Genomic DNA, 22,277 nt, shown 5'->3' with positions numbered 1-22,277 from the left:
ACCGTATTTATCGATACAACAAGAGATATGACTCGACTCACTCGAATCGGTGCGGTACTTGTGATCACGAGCGTAGTACTGTGTGCGGCCAGCATCGCGCCGGTCGCATCCGCACAGGAGAATAACCCGCCACCGACGCCAGCAGCGTATTACGGAACCGTGACTATCGGCGGCGAACCCGCCCCCGCCGGAACCGAAATTACAGCCGAAATCGACGGCGAACGCCGAGGCACCCTCGTCACCGACGATTCGGGTGTGTACGGCGGTGCGAGCGCCGCCGCAGAGAAACTCGTCGTCAACGGAACCAGCGGCGACGACGGAGCGACTGTCACGTTCTACGTGAACGGCGAGCGGGCGACACCAACCGCCGAGTGGTCGTCCGGAAACGTCACCGAACTCGCCCTCAGCGCGCCTGAGAGTGCCGCTGGCGGTGATAACGGGACCGGTGGCGGAGACGATGGAGCAGGTGAGAATGACGGCGGTGGAACCGAAACGGGCGACCAATCGGATCCGACCGGCGACTCGTCACCGGAGACGACGAATTCGTCTCCGGCAGGCCCGGGAACGGGGACTGAATCGGTCACGACCACGACTGACACGAAGGCGAACGACGATGACAGCGGCAGTGGTGGTGATAATAGTGACAGTAGCGACAACGGCGATGACGGTGATCGCGGCAACAGTGATGGCGAAAGTGACGGTCGTGAGAACACGGCAGCGACCAACACCAGTGACGGTGGACAGGGGACGAGCAGTTCCACTCCCGGATTCGGAATCGCGGTGACGGTACTCGCAACGCTCGTCGTGGTGGTCGGAATCCGCCTCCGCGTTCGTCGCTGAACAGCCCTCCCGTTTTTCGATTCGCGTTTCTGTGGTCGATAGCAAGAGACTACGGAGACGTGGTGAACCGTTGCTTACGAAGGACGGAGACGAACTTCGAGACCCGAAGTCGGGCTATCGTCGTGTCTCCCTTCGAGAGAACTACTGTGCTTCCGCTACCGGTTCGTTACTAAGCCGTTTTTCGGCTTCGTCGCGGTCCTCTGGATAGCCGATATCGATCCGCCATCCTTTGATTCCGATTGCGTCGATCGTCCGTCCACTGTGGATCAGCAGGTCAATCGCCTCGCTGATCTCGTACTCATTTCGATTCGACGGCTGAACGAGGTGGCACGCATGGAATATTTCAGGCGTAAACGTGTAGAATCCGGTCATCACGAGGTTCGACGGCGGGTCCTCCGGCTTCTCGACGACATCGGTGATCTCACCGTATTTGTTCGTGTCACACACGCCGTAGCGAGATGCCTCCTCCCACGGGACTTCTTCGACAAGGAAGGCTGCATCAGCGCGTTGTTCCTGCTGGCGGTTGACTACATCGGTGAGGTTCGCATTGAAGATGTTGTCGCCGAGCATGAGCATGAAATCGTCATCGATGTGCTCTTCGACGGTGAGCAGCGCATGTGCGAGTCCCTTTTGTTCTCGCTGGTGCGCGTACGTAATCGGGATTCCCTGAAATTCATCGCCGTAGTACTCGATGATTCGCTCTTTGAGATAGCCGACGACGACAACGAGTTCGTCAGCGCCGAGTTCGGCGAGTTGTTCAAAGCAATGTGTCAGGATAGGCTTCTCATTGACTTCGACCATTCCCTTCGGCTTATCTTCAGTAAGTGGGCGGAGACGCGTCCCTTCACCACCAGCTAAGACAACTGCTTTCATACTGGCTACTGTGTGGTGGTCTTGTATAGGTCTTATCACCGCTCACATTTTCGATACCCTGTTGGGTCGATCCCGCTGTAGGCTTTGGTTTCTGCCTGATAGTAACGGTGAGCAACAAGTTCGAGAGTACGGGGCGAAGAGACGAAGTCGTCCGGGAGACAGGCCAACTAGAACGCACGGCTCCTCAATTCACCACGAACCACGCATCGCACGCTCGTAAGCACTCTCTGCCAGTTCGGCCACGGTATCCCAATCGAATCGGGTTGCTCGTTCGAGCGGATCCGTTGGTGGAGTGTCCCCTTCGAGAGCACGCGCTAGCGATTCAGCGACGGACTCGACGGTCGGTTCGGCGAGATAGCCCGCGTCACCGATGACTTCGCTCGCTGCTGACTCGGGATGGGTTGCTCCGATAACAGTGCAGTCTGCTGCCATCGCCTCGGCATAGGTGATTCCAAATCCTTCGCGCGTTGACGGCGAGGCGAACACGTCTGCTGCACGCATGTGTCCCAGCACGTCTTCGTACGCATCGAGAAATCCGAGGAAGGTTACTCGGTCGGCATGATCGATACGCTGTGCTTGACGCTGGAGGCGGTCGAACTCCAGACCATCCCCGATGATACCGAGTGTTGCGTCGTGACTCTCGGCGACCGAGTCAAAGGCATCGATGAGTACGGAGACGTTCTTGTCGGCGATGAGTCGTCCGGCAAAGAGTACATCATACCCGCTCTCGCCGTTCTCCTCGGGGAGTGGAGCGTTGCGTATCTGCTCGACATCGATACCGTTCGGGACGACTTCGATATCGTCGCGCGACGGACCGATTTCCGTGAGACGGTCGGCCGTGATTCCCGAGACAGCGATTGGATGCTGGGGCGTCCGCGCTGTGAGATGTTCGACAACCTTCCCGAACGGGGCGAGCGTTCCGAGGTAGTCATCCCAATAGTCGCGCCATACCTCGTGCCACGTGGAGACAATCGGTGTCTCGGTTCCCAGTGCAGCGAGTTTCGCAGAGAGAACGGGAAAGTACGGGAAGACAGAGGCGACGACGAGGTCGTGTTCGTTCCTGCGGAGTTGCTTCGACAACGGGTAGGCGAGACGGGCGGCGAAATCGATTGCTTCGGTGATCGAGCGCCGATCATCCGTGTAGAGGTCGGTCCCCGGGGCGACGGCGCGGAGCGTGACGCCTTCGTGGGTGGTCTCTTTCGGGCCGTCCCAGAAATGCCGCCCGTAGATGGTTACGTCGTGGCCTCGGGCGGCGAGACGAGTCCCGATTTCGTGGATGCGTTTTTCTGCACCGCCGGTTACGAAGGGGTAGACGACGTTCGAGACGAAGGCGAGGTTCATACAGGAGGTTAATCACCTACTCAAATGATATTAGCACAGTTATTCATTTCGACATAGGAACTTTCATCGGAAGGAAGCAATAACAGACAGTAGTTTAATAGGGAGTGATTGATTACAGAGTTGGTACCAAATGGAGATCCTTGTGATTTCACGGGAATTCCCGCCTTATGTACTTGGTGGAATATCATATCACCTCAAAAACCTATATAATGAGATCCAAAATCTCGGACATAATGTGACAGTATTAGCAGGCAAGTGTCCCCAATCTTGGAACGAACTAGAAAAGGAAGTAGATCCAAATATCAACGTTATTCCTGTTGAATTTGGATACAGAAAAGGATACTACTTATTATACCCAGTATCATTGTGGAGTAAGCTAGTCAGATTGGACACAAGTAAATATGATATCGCTATCACACATACACCACTTCCCTTCAAGATTCCACATCTCAATCTTATCACCAAATACCATGATTGCGTGACCGAGACGCGTCCTTATATCAGAGATGGTTTATCGACATTTGGTAAGATTGGTGACTCTTTTCTACATCCGATTCGGAAACGGATCGACCAAACATCCCTGCACAAGTCTGACAAGGGGATTTTTGTTAGTGAATTGAATAAAAATGCGTGGGAAAAACATTATGAAGCCCAATTAGAGACAGATGTTATCTACAACGGCGTAGATGTTGACAAATTTTATCCGACATCGAGAGATGGAGACTACGTTTTATTTGTTGGATCCTCTGAAAGAAAAGGGATTTCTAAGGTTCTAAAATATGCTGAATCTGGAGAATATACGGTGCATATTGTTGGCGATACCGAGGTTGAGAATAACAATATTATCACTCATGGGAGAGTTTCACAGGAGAAACTTCGGGAACTGTACTCAGGAGCACTAGCAACAATTCATCCAACTAAGTTTGAGGCTTTTGGCAACATAGTTCTGGAATCCCTTTCGTGCGGTACACCAGTAATTACAACTAATAAATGCGGTGCAGGAGAAGTTCTTACAGAAGAGACAGGTATAATTACAAACAAGATATCAGAGGGACTAGAGAGAATAGAATCAACCAAGGAACAAGAATGCAGAAAGGTAGCAGAGAATTACTCTTGGAATAAAGTAGCCGATAAGACAATATCATTAATAAATGAAACAATTTGAAGGGCCCATATATTTTTCAATAGGTGCAATGTAATTCAACTATGCCCGATAAGTCGTTCTCTTATAAAATAGCCAGTTCTGTAGTAAACAAGATTCCAAACCAAGTAGAGGAGATTGTCGCTCCCCTATATTACTATTATAACTCTAAATCAGCAGACTGGAATCACCAATCACCGTCAACTAAATATGTTAAACAAGACAGTGCGCCGGAACACGTATTAGTATTAATAATTGATGCACTCCGCCCAGATGCAGAGCCAGATGTCGATCTCGAATTTGGGCGTGCCATAACACCCGGATCGTGGACTTTCCCAGCGATAACAAGCCTACACACGGGACAATATCCCCACGAACATGGTTCAATTGCACACACACCCCCCGAAGAAGAAGACCACGCAATCCCAAAGCAGTACGAGTCCCGAAACACGCTAGCCCACGTTTTTGAATCAGCTGGGTATTCGACGTACTCCGGTTGTGCGTTCATCGTACCATTTCTAGCTACCAACGGATGGTATGAACAGAACCGAGTTTATGCTGATAAGAGTGCCCAAACAGTGATCAGCGATTATCTCTCTTGGCGAAGAAAACATTCCCGTACCTTTGGTTATTTGCATCTTGGAGATCTTCATAATCCAATTGAGCCGCCATCAAAATATATTGATAAACATGACATCGATACAACGATGTTCTTGAGTGAGTTTGGGAAATGGACCGACGAATATGACGGTGGAGAAGAAGCGCAGAGATACCGTAGAGAACGCATGAAACTATATCATGCAGCTCTCGATTATGTTTCTGATGAAGTTAATAAACTAATTGATGAAATACAGAACGATACCATGATTGTTGTGGGAGGAGACCATGGCGAACCTCACTTTGAGCATTGGCAACGTGATCAGAGAATTACAGACTCAAGACCAAGTTATGGAGTTGGACATGGGGGAACACCATTCGACGAATTAGCTCGTGTTCCAGTGAGTATACAAACCCCAGATGGAGAAACATATCTCCCAGAGGGGGGGTGGGGATCACTAATCGATATACCCAACACGATTTCTGCACTTACCATTGAACAACAACCATTCGGAGGCCAAAATTGGTTGTCATCAATTCCAGCTGATCGAGCAGTATTTTGTGAGGGTGCACGTTATGGAGTAGAGCGTAAAGCAGTCTACCAAAAAGATGAGATGGCAATACGCTCCAAATCAGATGATGTGACCTTCGCAGGAAAGGTTAGAAATGACAGTGGAGTTGACTTCAGTGCTGACATAGATGAAGATGCCCTTATCTCATTGTTACCACAGAAGTGGGACGATTTCGAAGGTCGTTCTAAAACTGGTGAATTTGCAAAGTCACAGCTGAAAGCCCTCGGATATACCCAATAGAATGAATATTCTCTATTATCTCGGTAACTACCCAAAACTTTCTGAAACATGGGTGAAGAATGAAATTAGCGAGCTGAGAAAACGTGGTCACCAGGTTGCTGTATTTTCACATCACGCACCTGACGAACCATCCGACGAACTTGCAGATATTCACTCATTTACCCCACCAGAGCCATCTCTAAAGGGATTTCGTCACTTAGAATTTAGTGAAGTACTGAATCCTACATTCTATCAAACCTTATTATGGACAAAAAACCCACTGAGACAAGCTTACTCAATATATTATGCAAGCTATGCAAGTTCCTATGTTGATTCATTACCCTTTGATATTGACCATATTCACGGGCATTTCGCAATGCCACCACAGGTACCAGCAAATTACGTTGCTCGGTTATACGACCTACCACACACGCTAATGACGCACGCGTACGATCTATATGGCTTCGACCACACACCAACTCGAGAGTACCTTTATCGCCATTCTGATCGAATATTAACAATATCAGAATATAATCGGGAGTATATGGAAAAAGAAGCAAACTGTACTCTTGACGTTAATGTAGTACCAGCTTGTTTTGACGCGAATAAATTCGAACCAACCGAAGGACATATCGAAAACAGAATACTCACTGTTGCCCGCCACGTAGAGAAGAAAGGAATCGAGTACGCACTCAGATCTATCGCTAATATCGATACAAAAGTGGACTACCGAGTGATTGGTACAGGACCACGGACAGAATATCTCAAAGAATTAACTGAAGATCTTAAGATCAAAGATCAGGTTAGTTTTCTGGGACGAGTGAGTGACGAACGGCTCAAAAGAGAGATGGACGAGGCACAGCTCTTCCTTTTACCATGTGTCGTCGCAAAAAACGGAGACCGAGACGGCGTCCCAGTCTCGATTAAAGAAGCAATGGCAATGAAAACACCACCCGTTACTACAACTGTTTCTGGCATACCAGAGATTGTTGATGAATCTTGTGGATACTTGTCACCCCCAAAGGACGTTGAGAGCCTCTGTAACTCTATAAAGGAAGGGCTCAATAGCCGATCCAACGATATTGGAAGAAATGCCCAGCAGAGAATTCAGTCACACAAAAGTGAGAAAGTCGTAGATGACTTGATAAAAATATTTCACGAATTAGTATAAGGAGAGTGAACAGCGAATATAAATTTGACCTAAACGTTCTATAATTCCCTCAATTTCGAGAAGAGGTTCTTGGATACAGTTTCCCAGTTCAATTTTTCTTGGATCAATAATTTAGCATTCGAGGACATATCTTCTCTTTCAGAGGGATTATTTTTAAGATGAACTATTTTTTCCGGGAAATTGGAGATATCTGATTGTGCATAATGGACCCCCGGTTCAGCTTCAACCCCTCTTGCACCGAAGGGTGTTGACAAAGTTGTGACCCCCTGCTGGAAATATTCTAACATTTTTATGTTAACACCACTACCAGAGCAAATTGGATTTAGTGCAATATCGGAAAGTGAATAATATGGTTCAATAGAATCAACAAAACCGAGAAGGTGCATATTTGGAGGAACGCTATCCTCACTAAACTGGTCGCATACATTCCCAATAATTAAGTATTGAACACCATCATCTGTTGTTCTCCTCGCCATTGACGCAATTTCATTAACCGCTTCAATATTTGGATAATGATCATTGCCAACAAAGCAAGCAATGAAGTCTGAGCTGTCTTTATTAAAAGGAAGAGCAGGGGAAGCAGACTGCTGATCTTCTATGGTATTTTTATATCCCGCCGCTGGTGCAACATGTATTTCACCACATTTGTCGAATTTGTTTTGGTAAATATTTTTATCTCGGCTAGAGATTGTAATAGTAAGATCAGCAGTCTCAATTGCATTTTGTTCAAGGTCTCGTACGGTTGTGAGAAGGCCCTTCGTGAGGTAACTCGAATCAAGATGAGAATATAATTCCGATTCTACATTATGGCTAGAATATACCAGGGGGGTATCGTGATCAACCCGTTCCGCAATATATGGGACCTGCCAAGGTCGATCTACTACAACCACGTCAGCCATAGGTAACTCGTTCTCCAAGGAATCCCAGCTAGTATATTCCAAGATATTTGATTCCCAAACACGAGGAGCATTAATCTGATTCAGAGCGAATCCTTGAATAGAGCTGAGAAGGTTCTGAGATCTGATTTCCAGATAGTTATCTGATATTTCAGACTTTTTCTCTCTATTACTGCTAATTGGATCCGACGAGAAACGAATGACACGATCACTGTCATCCATCCCAATCATCAATCCATGGGACCGGTGTTCTGCTCCTCTAGACGGAGGGTATACCGGAAATGGAGTCACTTGTACAATGTCCATTTGTGAACAAACACAACAATGTCAGAACGGCTGATAAACATTGTTCTATTTCTATGAAATCCCTATTTTGGATACTTTCCTTTTCCAGAATTTCCAAGAATACCATGGAGTAGACCGATAATAAAGGGGGAAACAGCATATCCTCGGATAGCTCGAAATCCGATTTCACTGATAACCCATGATATGAGACACACCGGGTACATTAAATCAAGCCTAGTATTAAATTTTCTTGAAAATAAAATTAAATTCCGTGGTTTGTAGTAAGAATACAAAGAATCGTACTGGTCACCTGCTGTCCCTCCTTGGTCGTGTATTATTGAGGTACTAGTCTTTGTGAAAATCTTATACCCATGATTTCGAACCCTAACACCATATTCTAAGTCCTCATAATACATGAAATAGTCTTCTGGCAAAAGACCGACTTCCCGGAAAACAGAAGCTGGAAAAAGGGCAGAGCAAAGAGGAATATATTGATTCTCAATCAAATCAGAGTTAGTTGCGGAGTCCTGATTTGAGTGCACTGCTGTTGCTGTTTTCCAATTTATTTCACCCTTCTTAAACCAAATCCCTGATGAGTCTGTCTCATCTCTGACTATCGGTGTTACTGCACCAGCATCTGGAACAGCTTCTAATGTCTGAATTAAGGATCCAAGAACATTATCATCAGAAAACAAAACATCATTATTAAGTATCCAAATGTAGGAAAATTCCTCCTCTAAAGCCTTATTAATCCCAACATTCATTCCACCTGCAAATCCTAAATTTTGATTCGTCTGACAGACATCAATATCAGGAAACTCTTCCCTTATTTTCTCACCAGAACCATCAGTAGACCCATTATCAATAACAATCGGTGTGAAATTTCGATATTCTAATGAATTGAGAGATCGAAGACACTCAGAAGTATCCTTATAATTATTCCAATTTAGTATTATCCCTGCTACATCCGGTTGAGTCATGGCTTTAATCACTTATCTAATACCAAGTGAAATAAATGTTAACAGCGATGTGTCCAACAACAGTTGGTTAAGAGAATCAGCAATCCCAAATCTCCACCCATTCTTTGAACGCGTCTTCGGCATCGACATGATATATACCGTCGAAGAAGGTAACTAGTTACTAAGCGTCTCGTCACCATCGACGGTTCCCCCACTCAATATTCTCGAGAATAATTTCGGATACATTGCGACAAACTGCAAACCCCCCGCGAACTACCCAGTTAAATAAGTTATTATCGGATATGTACTAAATTTTTCGATATGAATCTAAACTACCCAGGATATCGCATCTGTTTATCTGAGTTACCGATTGAATTACTAACTTAGAACGAAGAGTCAGAATTAAGAACTAGCAATTTAACCATACATCATGATCAGTCCTGTCATACTTATATCAATTGACACGGTTCGGCAAGATGTCTTTAATGAAAAATGTTTCCCAAAATCATGGCCTGTTATTACATCCGATTTTACTCGCTTCCCCAACGCGATCTCTAGTGGTGTCGCCACACCACACGCCTTCCCTGGGATCATCGCTGGTACTCCAGCTATTGACGATGGCAAATTCAAATCTGGGACATCCACTATTGCCGAGTTATTTGATGGGCGCACAGTCGCATTCACGAATAACGGCCATCTGCGGGCAGATCGTGGTTATTCACGTGGGGTTGATGATTTTGCAGATACCTCTCTTCCTACACATCAGAACAAAGCTTCCGGTTCACTATTCGAGCGCATTGTAGAAATTGAACACGTTAAAAATTCACAGACTCTCAAACGACTCTATAGCTGGTATAAATCTCTCAGTGAATCACCACCGTACTCAAAGCCAGCGAAGGACGCCGACGTAGTGACGGACTGGCTGCTTGCAGAAACCCGAGACCCTCCGGAATTCCTCTGGGCCCACTATATGGACGCACACAAACCGTTCATCCCGGAACGTGCCATTGATGGCCCGAAAGTAACCGTTACGAAAGAGAAACTCGGATATCTGAACGATTATGAACGTGAAGATGACCCACCGAGCAAGGAACACCAGGACCTACTCTGGGAACTCTACGAAGCAAACGTCAGATATCTTGATCGGGGGCTAGGACGCGCTCTACTGGAACTCCAATCACAAGATTGGTACGATGACGCGCTTATCATCCTCGCCAGTGATCACGGCGAGCTGTTTGGTGAACATGGCTATATGTGGCACCCGATGACTATCGATCCAGTTGAAGAACTTATTGATGTGCCACTAGCGGTCAAATTCCCCTCTGAAAACCATGCGGGTGATATCGTTCAGCACCGTGTCCAGCATGCAGATATCCCGGCAACTGTCGCTTCAGTGCTTGATCAGCAAAGTCATCCTCGAGATGATACGCATCCGTTACTTGATTCGTCTAGTCGCCTCACGGTCAGCAAATCGAATACATCAATCCGGGTTACAGGACCAGATGGATACGTCATCAAACGTCGTGATGGTACAGAAGATGAATACGGAACTGTCACCAACGAGCTACGAGAGAAGGTGCGAAGCGAACCATTCCCTAGCGTGAAGACGATGTCAGGGGACGTGCGTGGAATCGATGATGTGCAGCGAATGGAACAATTGGAGGCCCTTGGGTATCGGTAAGACTAAAACAAACTATTAGTAAGAGAAAAAGCCGCAATACCACATTACAACGACAAGGAAATCACCGCTAGGTGGGGGGAACCGTCAGTTTAAGTTGCACGCTTCTCCAATCGCGGAAAGCATTAAACAGTTATACCTAAATAACCATCTACGGAGACAATGTCGTTCTATTTCCTGACCAAATAACACCAACTTGACCGGATGAAAATACTTTGTGTGAGGATTCAATGCTATCCGAAAGCCACATATCAGACATCACGACCTTATTGGAATATACTGGACTTGTAGTGACAGACATTCGATGTTCAGGCCACCGAGTTCTATAAATGAAAACGCCTTCAGGATATTCTATTCCAGAACGGCGTAAGGTAACACGACCAGAAGAAGTATATCCTAACGAATAGAGGCCCTGTCTGTCTGCCCAAAGGGTCGTTGACATACGAGAGTGTTCAGCGAAAGTACCCACGCTGTTCAGTTGCTCATATTCCGAGTCTGTAAACTGATATTGGGCAGGGCGATTTGAGTCAGAGAAATCCTCGGCGGCAACAAGTGGACCAGTCACGCATAGCACGAGTACAGTCAATAAAGCTCCTGCTTTTTTTATCCGTGTTCTGGTATTTAGTGCATTCTTTATTCCTAGTCCTACAATCATTGAGAGGAAGAAGGCAAGAGGAAGTTGCAGCCGAGTCAATGACTTGATCGCAAGTGGTGTTTTCAGTATAAACGGAATAGAAACGATTGCTAACAGCAAGTATGGAGAGATACTATAACCTCTAGAAGTTGCTCCCAAAACAGCCAATACCCCAATAATACAGAGAGTCGCAATAGCAATATAGTATAAACCATCAACAGAAATTAAACTCAAAGCTGCGTCTCCAAGTGTCTCCGATTTTGGTTGAACTCCGTAATAGAAAACCGATGAGGCTCCTTGGTTACTTGCAGTAACCCCAGAAATAGTTCCCATAGCAAAGCTCACAAAGTTAGTTATGAAATTATCAACTAGGAGGGACCAGTATGCCAATCCCGCTAAGAAACCGAGTGCTGTTGGGGTAACAATTCGAGCAGATAACACTGATCGATGGGCGCATATGGAGAGTACCAGTAAAATGGGAAGAAATAGTATAAGTGAAAGATGATGTGTGAAAACAACAATTATTGCCGTAAGAACTGACAAGAGTATTAACCTTCTATCTTGCTGAATGCTACCTGCAGTTCCGGCAAAAAGAGAAGTTATCAATAAAAGAACTCCCAACGACTGTGGAAAGAAATAAAGGGAAAAGTATGTCATCTGAACCACAGCAGATCCAACAACAACCGAGTAGAAAGCTAAGCGTTTAGTTAGAACTCTGTTAGCCAGAGTAAATACTAATCCAATTCCGGAGACAGCATATACTATGATTCCAGTTACACTAATGGATAAAATTACAGGCAAATTTGTGACGGTATGTATCTGTCCAATTAATAGATGTAGTCCAGGAAGAGAACTGTAATCAGACGGTATCGCTTCAATAGTACCTTGTTCGACTAATTCAGTGACAAACCGGCTATGCTTAAGTAGATCTCCATTTCCAAAATATACCCCGGTTTGTACTAATTCCGTGATTAGAGGAATTGAAAATAAAATAGAAACTTGAATAAATATCCAGGCAGGAGATGGTAGCTCAGAACGATGAATTCCACTAATGACAAGGTAATAACCAATCGGGAGAGTAGTTATTAAAATCAGCCATCGTTGCTCAATAGTGAATGATAACAGTATTGAAGTCAAAAAGACAAAAACCATCAATTTCGTTATGTTGGGTGCGGAGAGACCAACTGTCAAACTATTATCCCAGCTTGGGTTGCGGTTATAAAGGAAAGTTGCCAAGACCATAGCTAGGAGCATATATGACCCTTTTATTGCTGTTTCCGGACCAAGTGTTGTTCCAATAATGAATAATGCAACAGCAAGGGAAACAATGCCTGTTAAAGCGACAGTCCGATCTAATTTCCGAAATACTTGCAACATCAGTTACCCCCAACGACAACACATATTATCTTCTCGGTGTATCTCTAAATTAAGAGGCGTAGATAATTTAACTGTCTTCAAGCAAAGTCTACCATTCATAAGATAGTTTTTATACAGACTACTGAAAGCCATCTACTCAAAGATACAACAAGGTTGGGAATAAAGCATCTCATCAATAGATTGGGCCACAGTATATCGAACGTATGCACAATACCCTATGAACGCCAATACTATTCGCTCATTGATAAACTTGGCGCAGAAAAGGATACAAATAGAGATACAATTTAACCATGAATTAAAGACACCAAATATAATAATCATGGATTTACTTCCAGATTTTTTAATATCGCTAGCTCACACCAACTGCGTTCCTCAAGTTTCTAAACACAGACGTACGAATAGGGCGGAAGAGTAGAATAAAGAACCCATACGTTACTGCACCGAATATTACAGCAAGGAACAACTGTGGTAGAGTCTCCACAGTAACTATAGTCTGAATACCTTCCAATAGTAGAGCCATCATAACCGATGAGAAAACACACCAACCAATTTCTGCATATGGAGGTCTGATTGTCAAGTATTTCGAGAGGAAATACGCATGAAGAACAGTATTTAGTGCAAATGAGATAGCCGTCGCACAGGCAGCACCAACAATGTCGTTGAATGAGAGGATCAAAACGACATTTAGTATGAGGTTCAAAGCTACAGAAACCACAGTTGCCCATGCCGCTAAATCGGGTCGATCTATTCCTTGGAGTGCTCTACCAAGAATAATATGAACGGACTGGAGTATCTTCTCCCCTGTCAAAATAACCAAAACAACCGATGCAATAGCGAATTCTGTGCCAAAAACTAAGCCCAAGATCTCACGAGAGAAAACAATTGTACCGAAGAACGCCGGTATAACTAAGACCATAGAAGGAACCATTGAGTTATTGATAACCGACTCAATTCGGTCTTTTTCGTCTTCAGTATTCCACTGGCTCACTTGCGGAAAAATCGTTGAAGCAATTGCCCTACTGAACAGCATCGTAATGGTAGTCACACGCCATGCAGTTTCGTATGCTCCAACATCTGCTTGCGTGAGAAATAACCCAATAATCGCGACGTCCATCCAACTATAAAAGTACCCACCGATAGATGAAATGACATTATACCTACTGTAGTCAAATAACGAACGGGCATGGGAAGCAGATGGCCTCTGCAGGGAAATTGAACTTTTGTACCATCCCCAAACCAATATTACACACATACCACCCAATAGGCTGTAAATCAGAGCTTCAGCTTTCAATCCAGAGACGACAAGAAGAGCACCTCCGCCGACCCATGATATTCGTCGAGCGAGTTTCAACACTGCTGTCTCACCAACTCGGAGCTCTCCCTTCAGTACAACAACGGCCAACTGAGCAGCTTCCTGTAATACGATAGCAAGCGCGAGCCACACAGCAAGATCCGCCCCCAGATAGCTGTTAATCCACGAACGGAACAACAGAATCCCCAAGACGATGAGAGCCAGTGGGATCAACTTCAGCAGAACTGCACTGGACAAGAAGGCACCCGGAGACTCCCCTTCACTGATGCGTTTCTCAACCGCGCCACGCAAACCGAAGTCGGCAGGGATAGCGAGCATTCCGAGTAAAGCCTGAAAGAGGAAGAAGACACCCATCTGAGAGGCACCGAGTTCCCGAGCGAAGAACGTAATTCCAAGGAATTGGATCCCGGCACTAATGACGTTCGCTAAGAAGAGCTTGACACTCGAACGAGCAAGATTCAACGCGAAACCCTCCTTCGAGATGTGCAGACTTCGTTGTCAATCACGTAGGTGACGATTTCCGGAGAGAACTTATCGGTGACGGAAAACGAGTATCGCACTCAGAAGGGGACACAGTGGAGAAGGGGGACATCAACCCCGGACCACTACTTCTAAGACGAACCGGCGAAGCGTTCAATGTAGAGATGCCGAACATCCACGACGTTGAAGTCCGCGACCTGCAAGTCAACGCCGACCAACGCGGCCACCTTGTCGAAGTATTCCGTGAGGACTGGGACGAATACGATATTGACCCGGCAATGTCCTATTACTCGATGACCTACCCCGGTGTCGTCAGAGCCTGGCATCGGCACCTCGAAGGCCAGATCGACCACTTCGTCTGCCCGAAAGGTAGAATCACGGTCGGAATCTACGACGACCGACAGGACTCACCAACTAACGGAGAACTCGACACGTTCGTCATCGGCGAACACAACCAGCAAGTCATCCGCATCCCCGGCGACTGCTGGCACGGATTCAAAGCCATCGGCGACGAGCCAGCATTCCTCATCAACTACCCGACGAACCTCTACGACTACGAAGACCCCGACGAGGAGCGCATCCCGTACGACGACGACCGGATTCCGTACGACTGGAACGCCGAGATTCACGGCTGAGCAAACAGGCGTCTGTCAGTGAGGCACGAACTTATTTAACGTCTTGTAAGGTACCAACGCACGTCGATGAAAGGCGTTTTACTTTCGGGAGGGACAGGTTCGCGTCTTCGGCCCATTACTCACACTGGTCCGAAGCAGCTTGTTCCAGTTGCAAACAAGCCGGTACTCGAATACGCAATCGAAGACCTCAAAGAAGCAGGAATCACCGAGATCGGAGTGATTCTCGGCCACAAAGGCCGCGAAGACATTCAGGAGCTCCTCGGGGACGGATCGAAGTACGGTGTGGATATCACGTACATTGTCCAGGGGAACCCGCTCGGACTCGCACACGCCGCGGGATGTGCGCGAGATTTCGTCGGAGACGACGACTTCGTGATGTACCTCGGTGATAACATCCTGAAATCGGGTGTCACTGACCTTGTCGAGAGCTTCGAGTCCGGTGACTACGGCGCAGGTATCGCACTACAGGAAGTCGATAATCCGCAGGCGTTCGGTATCGCGGATGTCGATGACCAGCAAAACGTCACGGAACTCATCGAGAAACCAGACGACCCCCCGACGAATCTCGCACTCATCGGGATGTACGTCTTCTCGCCCGCCGTCTTCGACGCGATTGACGACCTCGAACCGTCGTGGCGCGGCGAACTCGAAATCACGGATGCGATTCAACATCTCCTCGAAGACGGCCACGAAATCGACTCACACGTGGTCACAGGCTGGTGGAAGGACACGGGGAAACCCGAGGACATCCTAGAAGCGAACCGCCTCGTACTCGAAGAAAAAACGCTCGAAACCGAGGGAACTGTCGAAGACGGTGCCGAAACGCACGGTCGCGTCGAACTCGCGCCGTCGGCAGTCATCGAGGACGGAGCAGTAGTCCGAGGGCCGGCGTCCATCGCGGAGAACACGACCATCAAAAGCGGCACCTACGTCGGTCCGTACACGTCTATCGGTGCGAACTCGACGTTAGCGGACACGCACATCGAGAACAGCGTTGTGATCGGTGACTCCGAGATAACTGCTTCGGGCCGCATCGTCGATAGTCTGCTCGGCCGGAGTGCGAATCTTGAGAGCGCGGACGAACATCTCCCCGAGGGACGCCGCCTCGTTGTCGGAGAGAATTCACAACTGAAGCTCTAACAATGCGCATCATCACTACAACATGTCCTGAGTGCGGCACCGTCGTCGCGGCGAACGAACTCGAATCGAACCGCGTGATGAAGTGCCCGGGCTTCGGGTGCGAACACGTCCACCGATTCAGCGAACTCCCAGTCGAAGCACAAGAGCACTTCCTCGAAAACAAGGACCGCTACGAGATCTGACGAGGCGTTAATCGAGGGTCGCCGTATCGAACGCGTCACTGATCGCGTCGAGATCCGTCGTGAGCGTCGGTTGCGCCCTACCGAGCGTCTCCTCGACTTTTGAAACATTGAGACACGTGCGTGACGGTCGCTCAGCCGGTCGATTCACGTCCGACTGTGATCCCTGAGTGAGAAGTGTCTCGTCCATCCCGAGCTGACCAGCAATCGCTGCCCCGAACTCGTAGGGGGTCGTACAGGACTGCGCGGCGACATGGAACAGTCCCGATTCGTCGGCGTCGATGAGGTCGCAGATAGTTTCGGCGGCCTGGCCCGCACGTGTCGGAGTGACGTGTTGATCGGTGAAAAGTGGAGTTTGCTCGCCGTCAAGCAGTCGCCCCCGAACCCATGCAGGAAATCCGGTCAACTGATCGGAGCCGCGATGCATACCGTAGACGAACGAAAGTCGCGTGATGAGCGCGTCCGGGTCGCGCTCTACAACTTCGTTTTCGCCTGCGAATTTCGATTTGCCGTACTCCTGTATCGGCTGTGGCGCGTCGTCCTCCTCGTATACTCCATTCACGGTGCCGTCGAAAACGTAATCAGTTGAGACGTGAAGGAACCGAATCGAAGACTCGACACACTGACTCGCAATCTCACCAGGTGCGCGCGCATTCACCTCGTGTGCGTGCTCGGTATTCTCCTCACAACCGTCAACGTCAGTCATCGCTGCGCAGTTGACGACCCAGTCGGGTTCTACCTCCGAGAGGACGCGCTGGACCGCATCTGTGTTCGTAATATCGATCTGATGAAGGGGGATATCGAACGTGGGTCGTTCGGAGTGATAGGTACCTGTAGTCCTCCAGCCACGGTCCTGCGCAGCGGTGACGACGTTCGATCCGAGGAGTCCGTTCGCGCCGAGGATGAGGAGTTGCATATGCCCCCTGTCTCAATGAAAACGTAAATAGGTGCTACTGACGATTACCCGATCATGCGAATACTCGTCACTGGAGGCGCTGGATTCATCGGCTCAAACTTCGTCCACTACGTGATCGAACAGTACGATGACGAAGTCGTTACACTCGACGCGCTCACGTACGCTGGTTCGAAGGAGAACTTAGAAGGCGTCCTCGACAATCCACGCCACGAATTCATCGAAGGTGACATTCGAGACGAAGAACTCGTCCGCGACCTCGTCGCTGACGTGGATACAGTCGTCAACTTCGCCGCAGAATCACATGTGGACCGGTCGATCGAGGGTGCAAAGCCGTTTGTCGAAACAAACGTACAGGGGACGCAGACGCTCCTCGATGCAGCCAAGGATTCGGGAATCGAACGGTTCCTCCAGATTTCGACCGACGAAGTCTACGGACAGATTCTAGACGGGAAGTTCTCCGAAGATGACCCACTCAATCCTCGAAACCCCTATTCCGCGACGAAGGCGAGTGCCGACCATCTCGCAAAGAGTTTCGAGACGACACACGACCTTCCGGTGCTCATTACGCGGACGTGCAACAACTTCGGCCCGCGACAACATCCAGAGAAACTCATCCCGAAGTTTATCAAGAACGCCAGCGAGGGCAAATCACTCCCCGTCTACGGTGACGGATCGAACGTCAGAGAGTGGATCTACGCCGAAGACAACTGTCGAGCACTCGATACCGTCCTCCGCGAGGGAGAGATTGGTGAGATATACAACATCGGCAGTCACGCGGAGAAAACGAACTTAGAGGTCACCGAAGCGATTCTCGATGCTGTTGGAGCAGACAAAGCCCTCATCGAATTCGTCGAGGATCGGGCGGGTCACGACCAGCGGTACGCCCTCGAAACCGAGAAAATAGAATCGTTGGGCTGGGAACCGGCGTACACCTTCGAAGAAGGACTCGAAGAAACCGTCGAGTACTATCTCGAATAAGCAATGTGCGAAAAGCCGATCCCCCCAAACGAATGGCGAACGATTGTCGAAAACGTCCCGATTGTCTCTGTCGATCTCGTCGTCAAGCACGATGGAGGCATCCTCCTCGGGATGCGCGAGAACGAACCTGCGAAAGGCGAGTGGTTCGTCCCCGGCGGCACAGTGCTGAAAGGTGAGTCTCTGACTGATGCGGTACACCGCGTCGCTACGGAGGAATTGGGGGTTGATGTCACAATCAACGATCGGCTTGGAACCTTCGAACACTTCTACGACACATCCGAGGTCGATGGTATTGACTCGAAGCACTATGTGGCGACGGCGTTCGTCGTGACTCCTGATACAAATAAACTCAACACGGATACACAACACAGCCGGTTCCAGGTGTTCGAACCACCATACGAAACGGTTCATCCGTACGTCGAACGCTATCTGGAGAAACTCGACTGAGCCCACCGAAAACCTACCTACCAAACGCGAATCGCAGGCGTCCCACAGTCCTCACACAGGACTGCAGCAGTGTCTTTGTACTGCCCCATCACGAGACCGCCCTCGCAGTAGGCACAGGTATTGTCTTCCATCCGTTCGAGCAGCTCTTCGCACGCAGAGTCAACTACTGACATTCCGATGTGATACCAAATGCAGTCAGAACCAGCATAAGTGTTACTTCCATATTGAGTCAGAGCAACGTACCATGCAGTGTCGTTCGGTCACGACAGCCGAGAAACAGACGCCACTCACAGCCAGACAGTGTCTCATCGATCAACAATCTCGACACCGGTAATCTCGAACCGTGCCCCACCGGCCGCGCTCTCCGTCGCTTTGAGCTTCCAGCCGTGCGCCGTTGCGATATCCGCGACGATACTGAGTCCGATTCCAGTGCCGTTCATGTGCGTCGAGTAGCCCGCCTCGAAGATTTTCTCTCGTCTGTCTTCGGGGATACTCGGTCCGTCGTCGGCGACGTAAAAGCCATCCTCACAGGAACCGACAGTGATCGTCACGCCGTCTCCGCCGTGATCAATCGCGTTCTGGAGGAGATTCTCGAACAGTTGCTGGAGTCGGCACCGATCAGCCCGGATGACGAGGTCGGTATCGATGACAAGGGTGCTATCGTCCGAGCAGATATGCTGCCAACTCGTCTTCGCATTCGCCGCAAGGGACGCGGGACTGATGTCATCGACTCGCTGGCCGTTTCGGGCCAGCGTCAGCAGGTCGTCGATCAGTTCCGCCATGCGGTCGAGCGCCTGCTGTGCCTCGGTCAGATGCTCGCTGTCGTACTCATTTTGTAGGAGTTCCGTCCGACCAATCGCCACGTTGAGCGGGTTGCGGAGGTCGTGGGAGACGACGCTGACGAAGCGGTCGAGTTGTTCGTTCTGTTGTTCGAGCGTTGGCTCGTTGCCGTCCAGTTCGGTGACGGGCCGGACAACACAGACGTAGCCGCCGGTATCGAGTTGCGTGACGGAGGCTCGTTCGGGGAAAATCGTTCCATCGACGGTCATGCCACGACACCGACCCATCCACATATCCGTCTCGTCGAGTCGGGGACGAACTTCCTGCTGAAAACGCGTTACTTCCGGCTCCGGATACAGTCCCGTCCAATGTTCGCCGAGAATCTCTTCTGGCGTACAGTTGTACAGGTCAGCGAAGGCATCGTTGACGTAGCGGTATCGACCATCGGCATCGAGAATCGAGATGCCTTGAGTCGCTGCTTCGAGCGCCTCATACACCCTGTCTCGATCCTGTTCGATCCGGGACTGCGATACGGCGTCCAGTATTCGGTTTCCGAGGCGTTCGTGCTGCGTCTCCTCGTAGCGCTTCGGCAGATACTCCGTCACTCCCATCGAGATTGCCTCGCTTGCGAGTGCTTCGGACCCGACGCCGGTAAACAGAATGAACGGAAGTTGCGGAAACTCCTCACGAACAGTGGCGAGCAGTTCAAGACCGGTTTGATCCGGAAGTTCGTATTCGCTGATGAGACAGTGAATCGCTTCATCGTCGGCCGCGAGCCGGTCGATTGCGTCACTAGCGCCCCGCTCCAGGATGACATCGAACCGCTCGTCGAACTGTACGAGGGCGTCGGCGACGAGATCGCGGTGTTCGTTATTGTCATCGACATATAGTATCCGGATCGATGTCATGAGTTGATGGACCACTAGTCTCCCTTCAGGTTCAAGTAAATATGCATTGACAACTTTTTGTGAGCGGTGTAGTACAAACTTCGCCGGAAGGCACATATCGGGATCGGGAACGAGACGAGGAGATGCGAGGAAAATCAACTCGTATTCGTCGTCGAAACGCTGAAACGCGAACGGATCAGTCACGAGAATAACACGACCGACTCGCCCGACAGCCGAATGGATGCCTCAAACCTGAACGGTTCTGTCCCACGAGGGACCAGGTCAATCAATAAATCAATAAATCAATCAATAGGTGGCATAATCGACCGATTATCGACAGCCATTCACGATTCAGAACCGCGGGCAAGCCGAACTCCGAGCTCCGGACCCCGAACTCCACGTGCCGAATACGGTTATCTACTCGCGGATTCGATACGCCCCAAACGCATCCACAGAAAACGACTCAACCGCGACGGACAATCACAGTGCAACGCCGAGAGATAGTGTAACAGTCGTACGAGTGTTACAGCAAAAACGAGAGCGGTCGTCGTTGAGGTGTTGTTAGCAGCGGTTGGCGGTACTGAGGAAGAATGCGGAGAACACCATCTGTAAACCGAGAATCATCCCGGTCAGGGCGGCGATATCGCCCAAGAGGAATGGGAGTTCCGTGAATCCGCTCAGTGCCCACTGGCTAACCATCACACCGGCGTAGGCCGCACCGATGCCGAACAGGATAGCACCCGCTGTCACACCGCGTTCGAGTGTCACGTTCTGGACCAACCAGTTCGTGAATGGGTCGTTCGGTTTTTTGATCGGATCGCCGACGACAGTTGCGAAGACCCCGAGACTCGTCACTTGGTAGCCGACGAGAACCAGGAAGCTTCCCAGAACCATCGAGTGTGGCCCGAACCCGGTCGCACCGATTGAAACGTCAGTGTACGCCGCCAGCATGACGAACGCACCGACTATCGACATCAGGATACCGGGGATGGAGAACAGATAGCCGGGAGCGTTCACGAGCATGAACCGAACGTGACGCCACCCGTCTTGGAAACTCTCCAGGGTCGCTTCGCCTTCCCGCTCGTGGTACGTGATCGGGCGCTCCTCGATAGTGAGGTCGCGGGCACCCGCCTCCATAATCATCTCCGAGGCGAACTCCATGCCCGGCGAATCACATTCCATCTGTTCCCAAGCCTCCTTTGACAGGACACGCATCCCCGAGTGTGCGTCACTCACGCCTGCACCGTAGAAGACGTTGAGGAACTTCGTGAGCAATGGATTGCCGACGTACTGGTGAAGTGGCGGCATCGCGCCATCTTTGATCTCACCGTTCAATCGGCTCCCCATCGCCATATCAGCGTCACCGTTCGCAACGAGTTCGTAGAGCTTCGGAAGCTCCTCGAAATCGTACGTCGTGTCGGCGTCCCCGATTGCGATAGCATCGCCACGGGCGTGATCGAACGCGTACTGATACGCGTAGCCGTAGCCCGGTTTATCGGGTTCGACGACGATAGCACCCATCGATTCGGCTATCTCGGGTGTTCTGTCGGTCGAACTGTCACTGACGACGATTTCGCCAGTAATCTGTAACTCTTCGAGTGCGTTTTTCATCCGACCGATGCACTCCTCGATGCCTTCCTCTTCGTTCAGCGTCGGCATGACGAGCGACAGCACCGGTTCGGTTTCACTGTCTGCATCCAGCAGCAGTTCATCACCCGACCTATGCGCTTCGGAAACTTCAGGCGGAGACGCCCCTCTTACGTCCCCTTGGGATCCCTTCCGTGTAATCTCAGTAGACATTTGTGTGTGTGTGTGTTTGGTCGCACCTACTCTGTGTAGGTGCCCGGTTGACTCAGCCACAGAGTCTACGTGTGATTCCGAAAGACATTCATATAATACTTGCTGTCATAGCGATAACGTACGGAGGAGTCCGGGCGGGG

The 22,277-nt window shown here is 49.5% G+C and carries 20 protein-coding genes; 10 read left to right on the top strand and 10 right to left on the bottom strand.

Annotated features, from left to right (window positions below; translation table 11 throughout):
- Nucleotides 1-27 precede the first annotated feature (27 nt).
- A complete protein-coding gene (locus tag HBOR_RS15225) occupies nt 28-840 on the top strand; it encodes a hypothetical protein (protein WP_006055939.1) in 813 nt (270 codons plus the stop codon).
- Nucleotides 841-981: 141 nt separating this feature from the next.
- Here HBOR_RS15225 and aglF read toward each other — a convergent pair whose 3' ends face one another.
- Nucleotides 982-1,713: a UTP--glucose-1-phosphate uridylyltransferase AglF gene (gene aglF / locus HBOR_RS15220; protein WP_013446589.1), complete on the bottom strand. Its 732-nt coding sequence runs from the start codon at nt 1,711-1,713 to the stop codon at nt 982-984.
- A 189-nt stretch (nt 1,714-1,902) separates the two neighbouring features.
- Entirely contained in the window at nt 1,903-3,054 is a 1,152-nt protein-coding gene (locus HBOR_RS15215) for a glycosyltransferase family 4 protein (protein WP_006055937.1), read from the bottom strand.
- A gap of 130 nt (nt 3,055-3,184) precedes the next feature.
- On the opposite strand from HBOR_RS15215, the gene HBOR_RS19390 reads away from it, so the two are divergent.
- Genes HBOR_RS19390 through HBOR_RS19380 form a run of 3 tightly spaced genes read left to right on the top strand, consistent with a single transcriptional unit; the run spans nt 3,185 to nt 6,754 of the window.
- On the top strand, nt 3,185-4,219 hold the full coding sequence (locus HBOR_RS19390; protein ID WP_006055936.1) for a glycosyltransferase family 4 protein: 1,035 nt from the start codon (nt 3,185-3,187) through the stop codon (nt 4,217-4,219).
- Between the two features lie 41 nt (nt 4,220-4,260).
- Complete coding sequence (locus HBOR_RS19385) at nt 4,261-5,604, top strand: sulfatase-like hydrolase/transferase (RefSeq protein WP_006055935.1); 1,344 nt, start codon at nt 4,261-4,263, stop codon at nt 5,602-5,604.
- Between the two features lies 1 nt (nt 5,605).
- Nucleotides 5,606-6,754: a glycosyltransferase gene (locus tag HBOR_RS19380; protein ID WP_013446588.1), complete on the top strand. Its 1,149-nt coding sequence runs from the start codon at nt 5,606-5,608 to the stop codon at nt 6,752-6,754.
- 38 nt (nt 6,755-6,792) lie between these two features.
- On the opposite strand, the gene HBOR_RS19375 is transcribed toward HBOR_RS19380, so the two are convergent.
- Both HBOR_RS19375 and HBOR_RS19370 read right to left on the bottom strand, forming a co-directional pair.
- Nucleotides 6,793-7,653 (bottom strand): glycosyltransferase, encoded by an 861-nt coding sequence (locus HBOR_RS19375; protein WP_241432387.1) that lies wholly within the window; start codon nt 7,651-7,653, stop codon nt 6,793-6,795.
- Nucleotides 7,654-8,018: 365 nt separating this feature from the next.
- A complete protein-coding gene (locus tag HBOR_RS19370; protein WP_006055932.1) occupies nt 8,019-8,915 on the bottom strand; it encodes a glycosyltransferase family 2 protein in 897 nt (298 codons plus the stop codon).
- Nucleotides 8,916-9,324: 409 nt separating this feature from the next.
- Between HBOR_RS19370 and HBOR_RS19365 the strand changes: the two genes are divergently transcribed.
- Entirely contained in the window at nt 9,325-10,575 is a 1,251-nt protein-coding gene (locus tag HBOR_RS19365) for a sulfatase-like hydrolase/transferase (protein WP_013446587.1), read from the top strand.
- 148 nt (nt 10,576-10,723) lie between these two features.
- On the opposite strand, the gene HBOR_RS19360 is transcribed toward HBOR_RS19365, so the two are convergent.
- Both HBOR_RS19360 and HBOR_RS15200 read right to left on the bottom strand, forming a co-directional pair.
- Nucleotides 10,724-12,583, bottom strand: coding sequence for a hypothetical protein (locus HBOR_RS19360; RefSeq protein WP_013446586.1), 1,860 nt, complete (start codon nt 12,581-12,583; stop codon nt 10,724-10,726).
- A 349-nt stretch (nt 12,584-12,932) separates the two neighbouring features.
- Entirely contained in the window at nt 12,933-14,357 is a 1,425-nt protein-coding gene (locus HBOR_RS15200) for a flippase (RefSeq protein WP_006055930.1), read from the bottom strand.
- A 182-nt stretch (nt 14,358-14,539) separates the two neighbouring features.
- On the opposite strand from HBOR_RS15200, the gene HBOR_RS15195 reads away from it, so the two are divergent.
- The 3 genes from HBOR_RS15195 to HBOR_RS15185 all read left to right on the top strand — a co-directional run bounded on the left by HBOR_RS15195 (nt 14,540) and on the right by HBOR_RS15185 (nt 16,332).
- Nucleotides 14,540-15,010 carry a dTDP-4-dehydrorhamnose 3,5-epimerase family protein gene (locus HBOR_RS15195; RefSeq protein ID WP_013446585.1) on the top strand — a complete coding sequence of 157 codons (471 nt, stop codon included), beginning with the start codon at nt 14,540-14,542 and terminating at the stop codon, nt 15,008-15,010.
- Nucleotides 15,011-15,076: 66 nt separating this feature from the next.
- Complete coding sequence (locus HBOR_RS15190; protein WP_006055928.1) at nt 15,077-16,150, top strand: glucose-1-phosphate thymidylyltransferase; 1,074 nt, start codon at nt 15,077-15,079, stop codon at nt 16,148-16,150.
- A gap of 2 nt (nt 16,151-16,152) precedes the next feature.
- Complete coding sequence (locus tag HBOR_RS15185) at nt 16,153-16,332, top strand: hypothetical protein (RefSeq protein ID WP_006055927.1); 180 nt, start codon at nt 16,153-16,155, stop codon at nt 16,330-16,332.
- Nucleotides 16,333-16,339: 7 nt separating this feature from the next.
- Here the strand turns inward: HBOR_RS15185 and rfbD are convergent, their stop codons facing one another.
- Complete coding sequence (gene rfbD, locus HBOR_RS15180; protein ID WP_006055926.1) at nt 16,340-17,245, bottom strand: dTDP-4-dehydrorhamnose reductase; 906 nt, start codon at nt 17,243-17,245, stop codon at nt 16,340-16,342.
- 54 nt (nt 17,246-17,299) lie between these two features.
- Here rfbD and rfbB point away from each other — a divergent pair, with 54 nt between their 5' ends.
- Nucleotides 17,300-18,223 (top strand): dTDP-glucose 4,6-dehydratase, encoded by a 924-nt coding sequence (gene rfbB, locus HBOR_RS15175; protein ID WP_006055925.1) that lies wholly within the window; start codon nt 17,300-17,302, stop codon nt 18,221-18,223.
- A gap of 3 nt (nt 18,224-18,226) precedes the next feature.
- Nucleotides 18,227-18,670 carry a GDP-mannose mannosyl hydrolase gene (locus HBOR_RS15170; protein ID WP_006055924.1) on the top strand — a complete coding sequence of 148 codons (444 nt, stop codon included), beginning with the start codon at nt 18,227-18,229 and terminating at the stop codon, nt 18,668-18,670.
- Between the two features lie 17 nt (nt 18,671-18,687).
- On the opposite strand, the gene HBOR_RS20090 is transcribed toward HBOR_RS15170, so the two are convergent.
- From HBOR_RS20090 to HBOR_RS15160, 3 genes are all read right to left on the bottom strand, one after another.
- The gene (locus tag HBOR_RS20090; protein WP_006055923.1) at nt 18,688-18,843 is read right to left on the bottom strand and encodes an HVO_A0556 family zinc finger protein; all 156 of its coding nucleotides are present in this window, start codon (nt 18,841-18,843) and stop codon (nt 18,688-18,690) included.
- 132 nt (nt 18,844-18,975) lie between these two features.
- A complete protein-coding gene (locus HBOR_RS15165; RefSeq protein WP_241432386.1) occupies nt 18,976-20,358 on the bottom strand; it encodes a sensor histidine kinase in 1,383 nt (460 codons plus the stop codon).
- 540 nt (nt 20,359-20,898) lie between these two features.
- A complete protein-coding gene (locus HBOR_RS15160) occupies nt 20,899-22,137 on the bottom strand; it encodes a glycosyltransferase family 2 protein (protein WP_244880407.1) in 1,239 nt (412 codons plus the stop codon).
- Between the last annotated feature and the right edge of the window lie 140 nt (nt 22,138-22,277).

Source organism: Halogeometricum borinquense DSM 11551, assembly GCF_000172995.2.
Classification (GTDB): Archaea; Halobacteriota; Halobacteria; order Halobacteriales; family Haloferacaceae; genus Halogeometricum; species Halogeometricum borinquense.
Note: the sequence above shows the minus strand (reverse complement) of the source record. Positions and strands in the feature narration are given on the sequence as shown.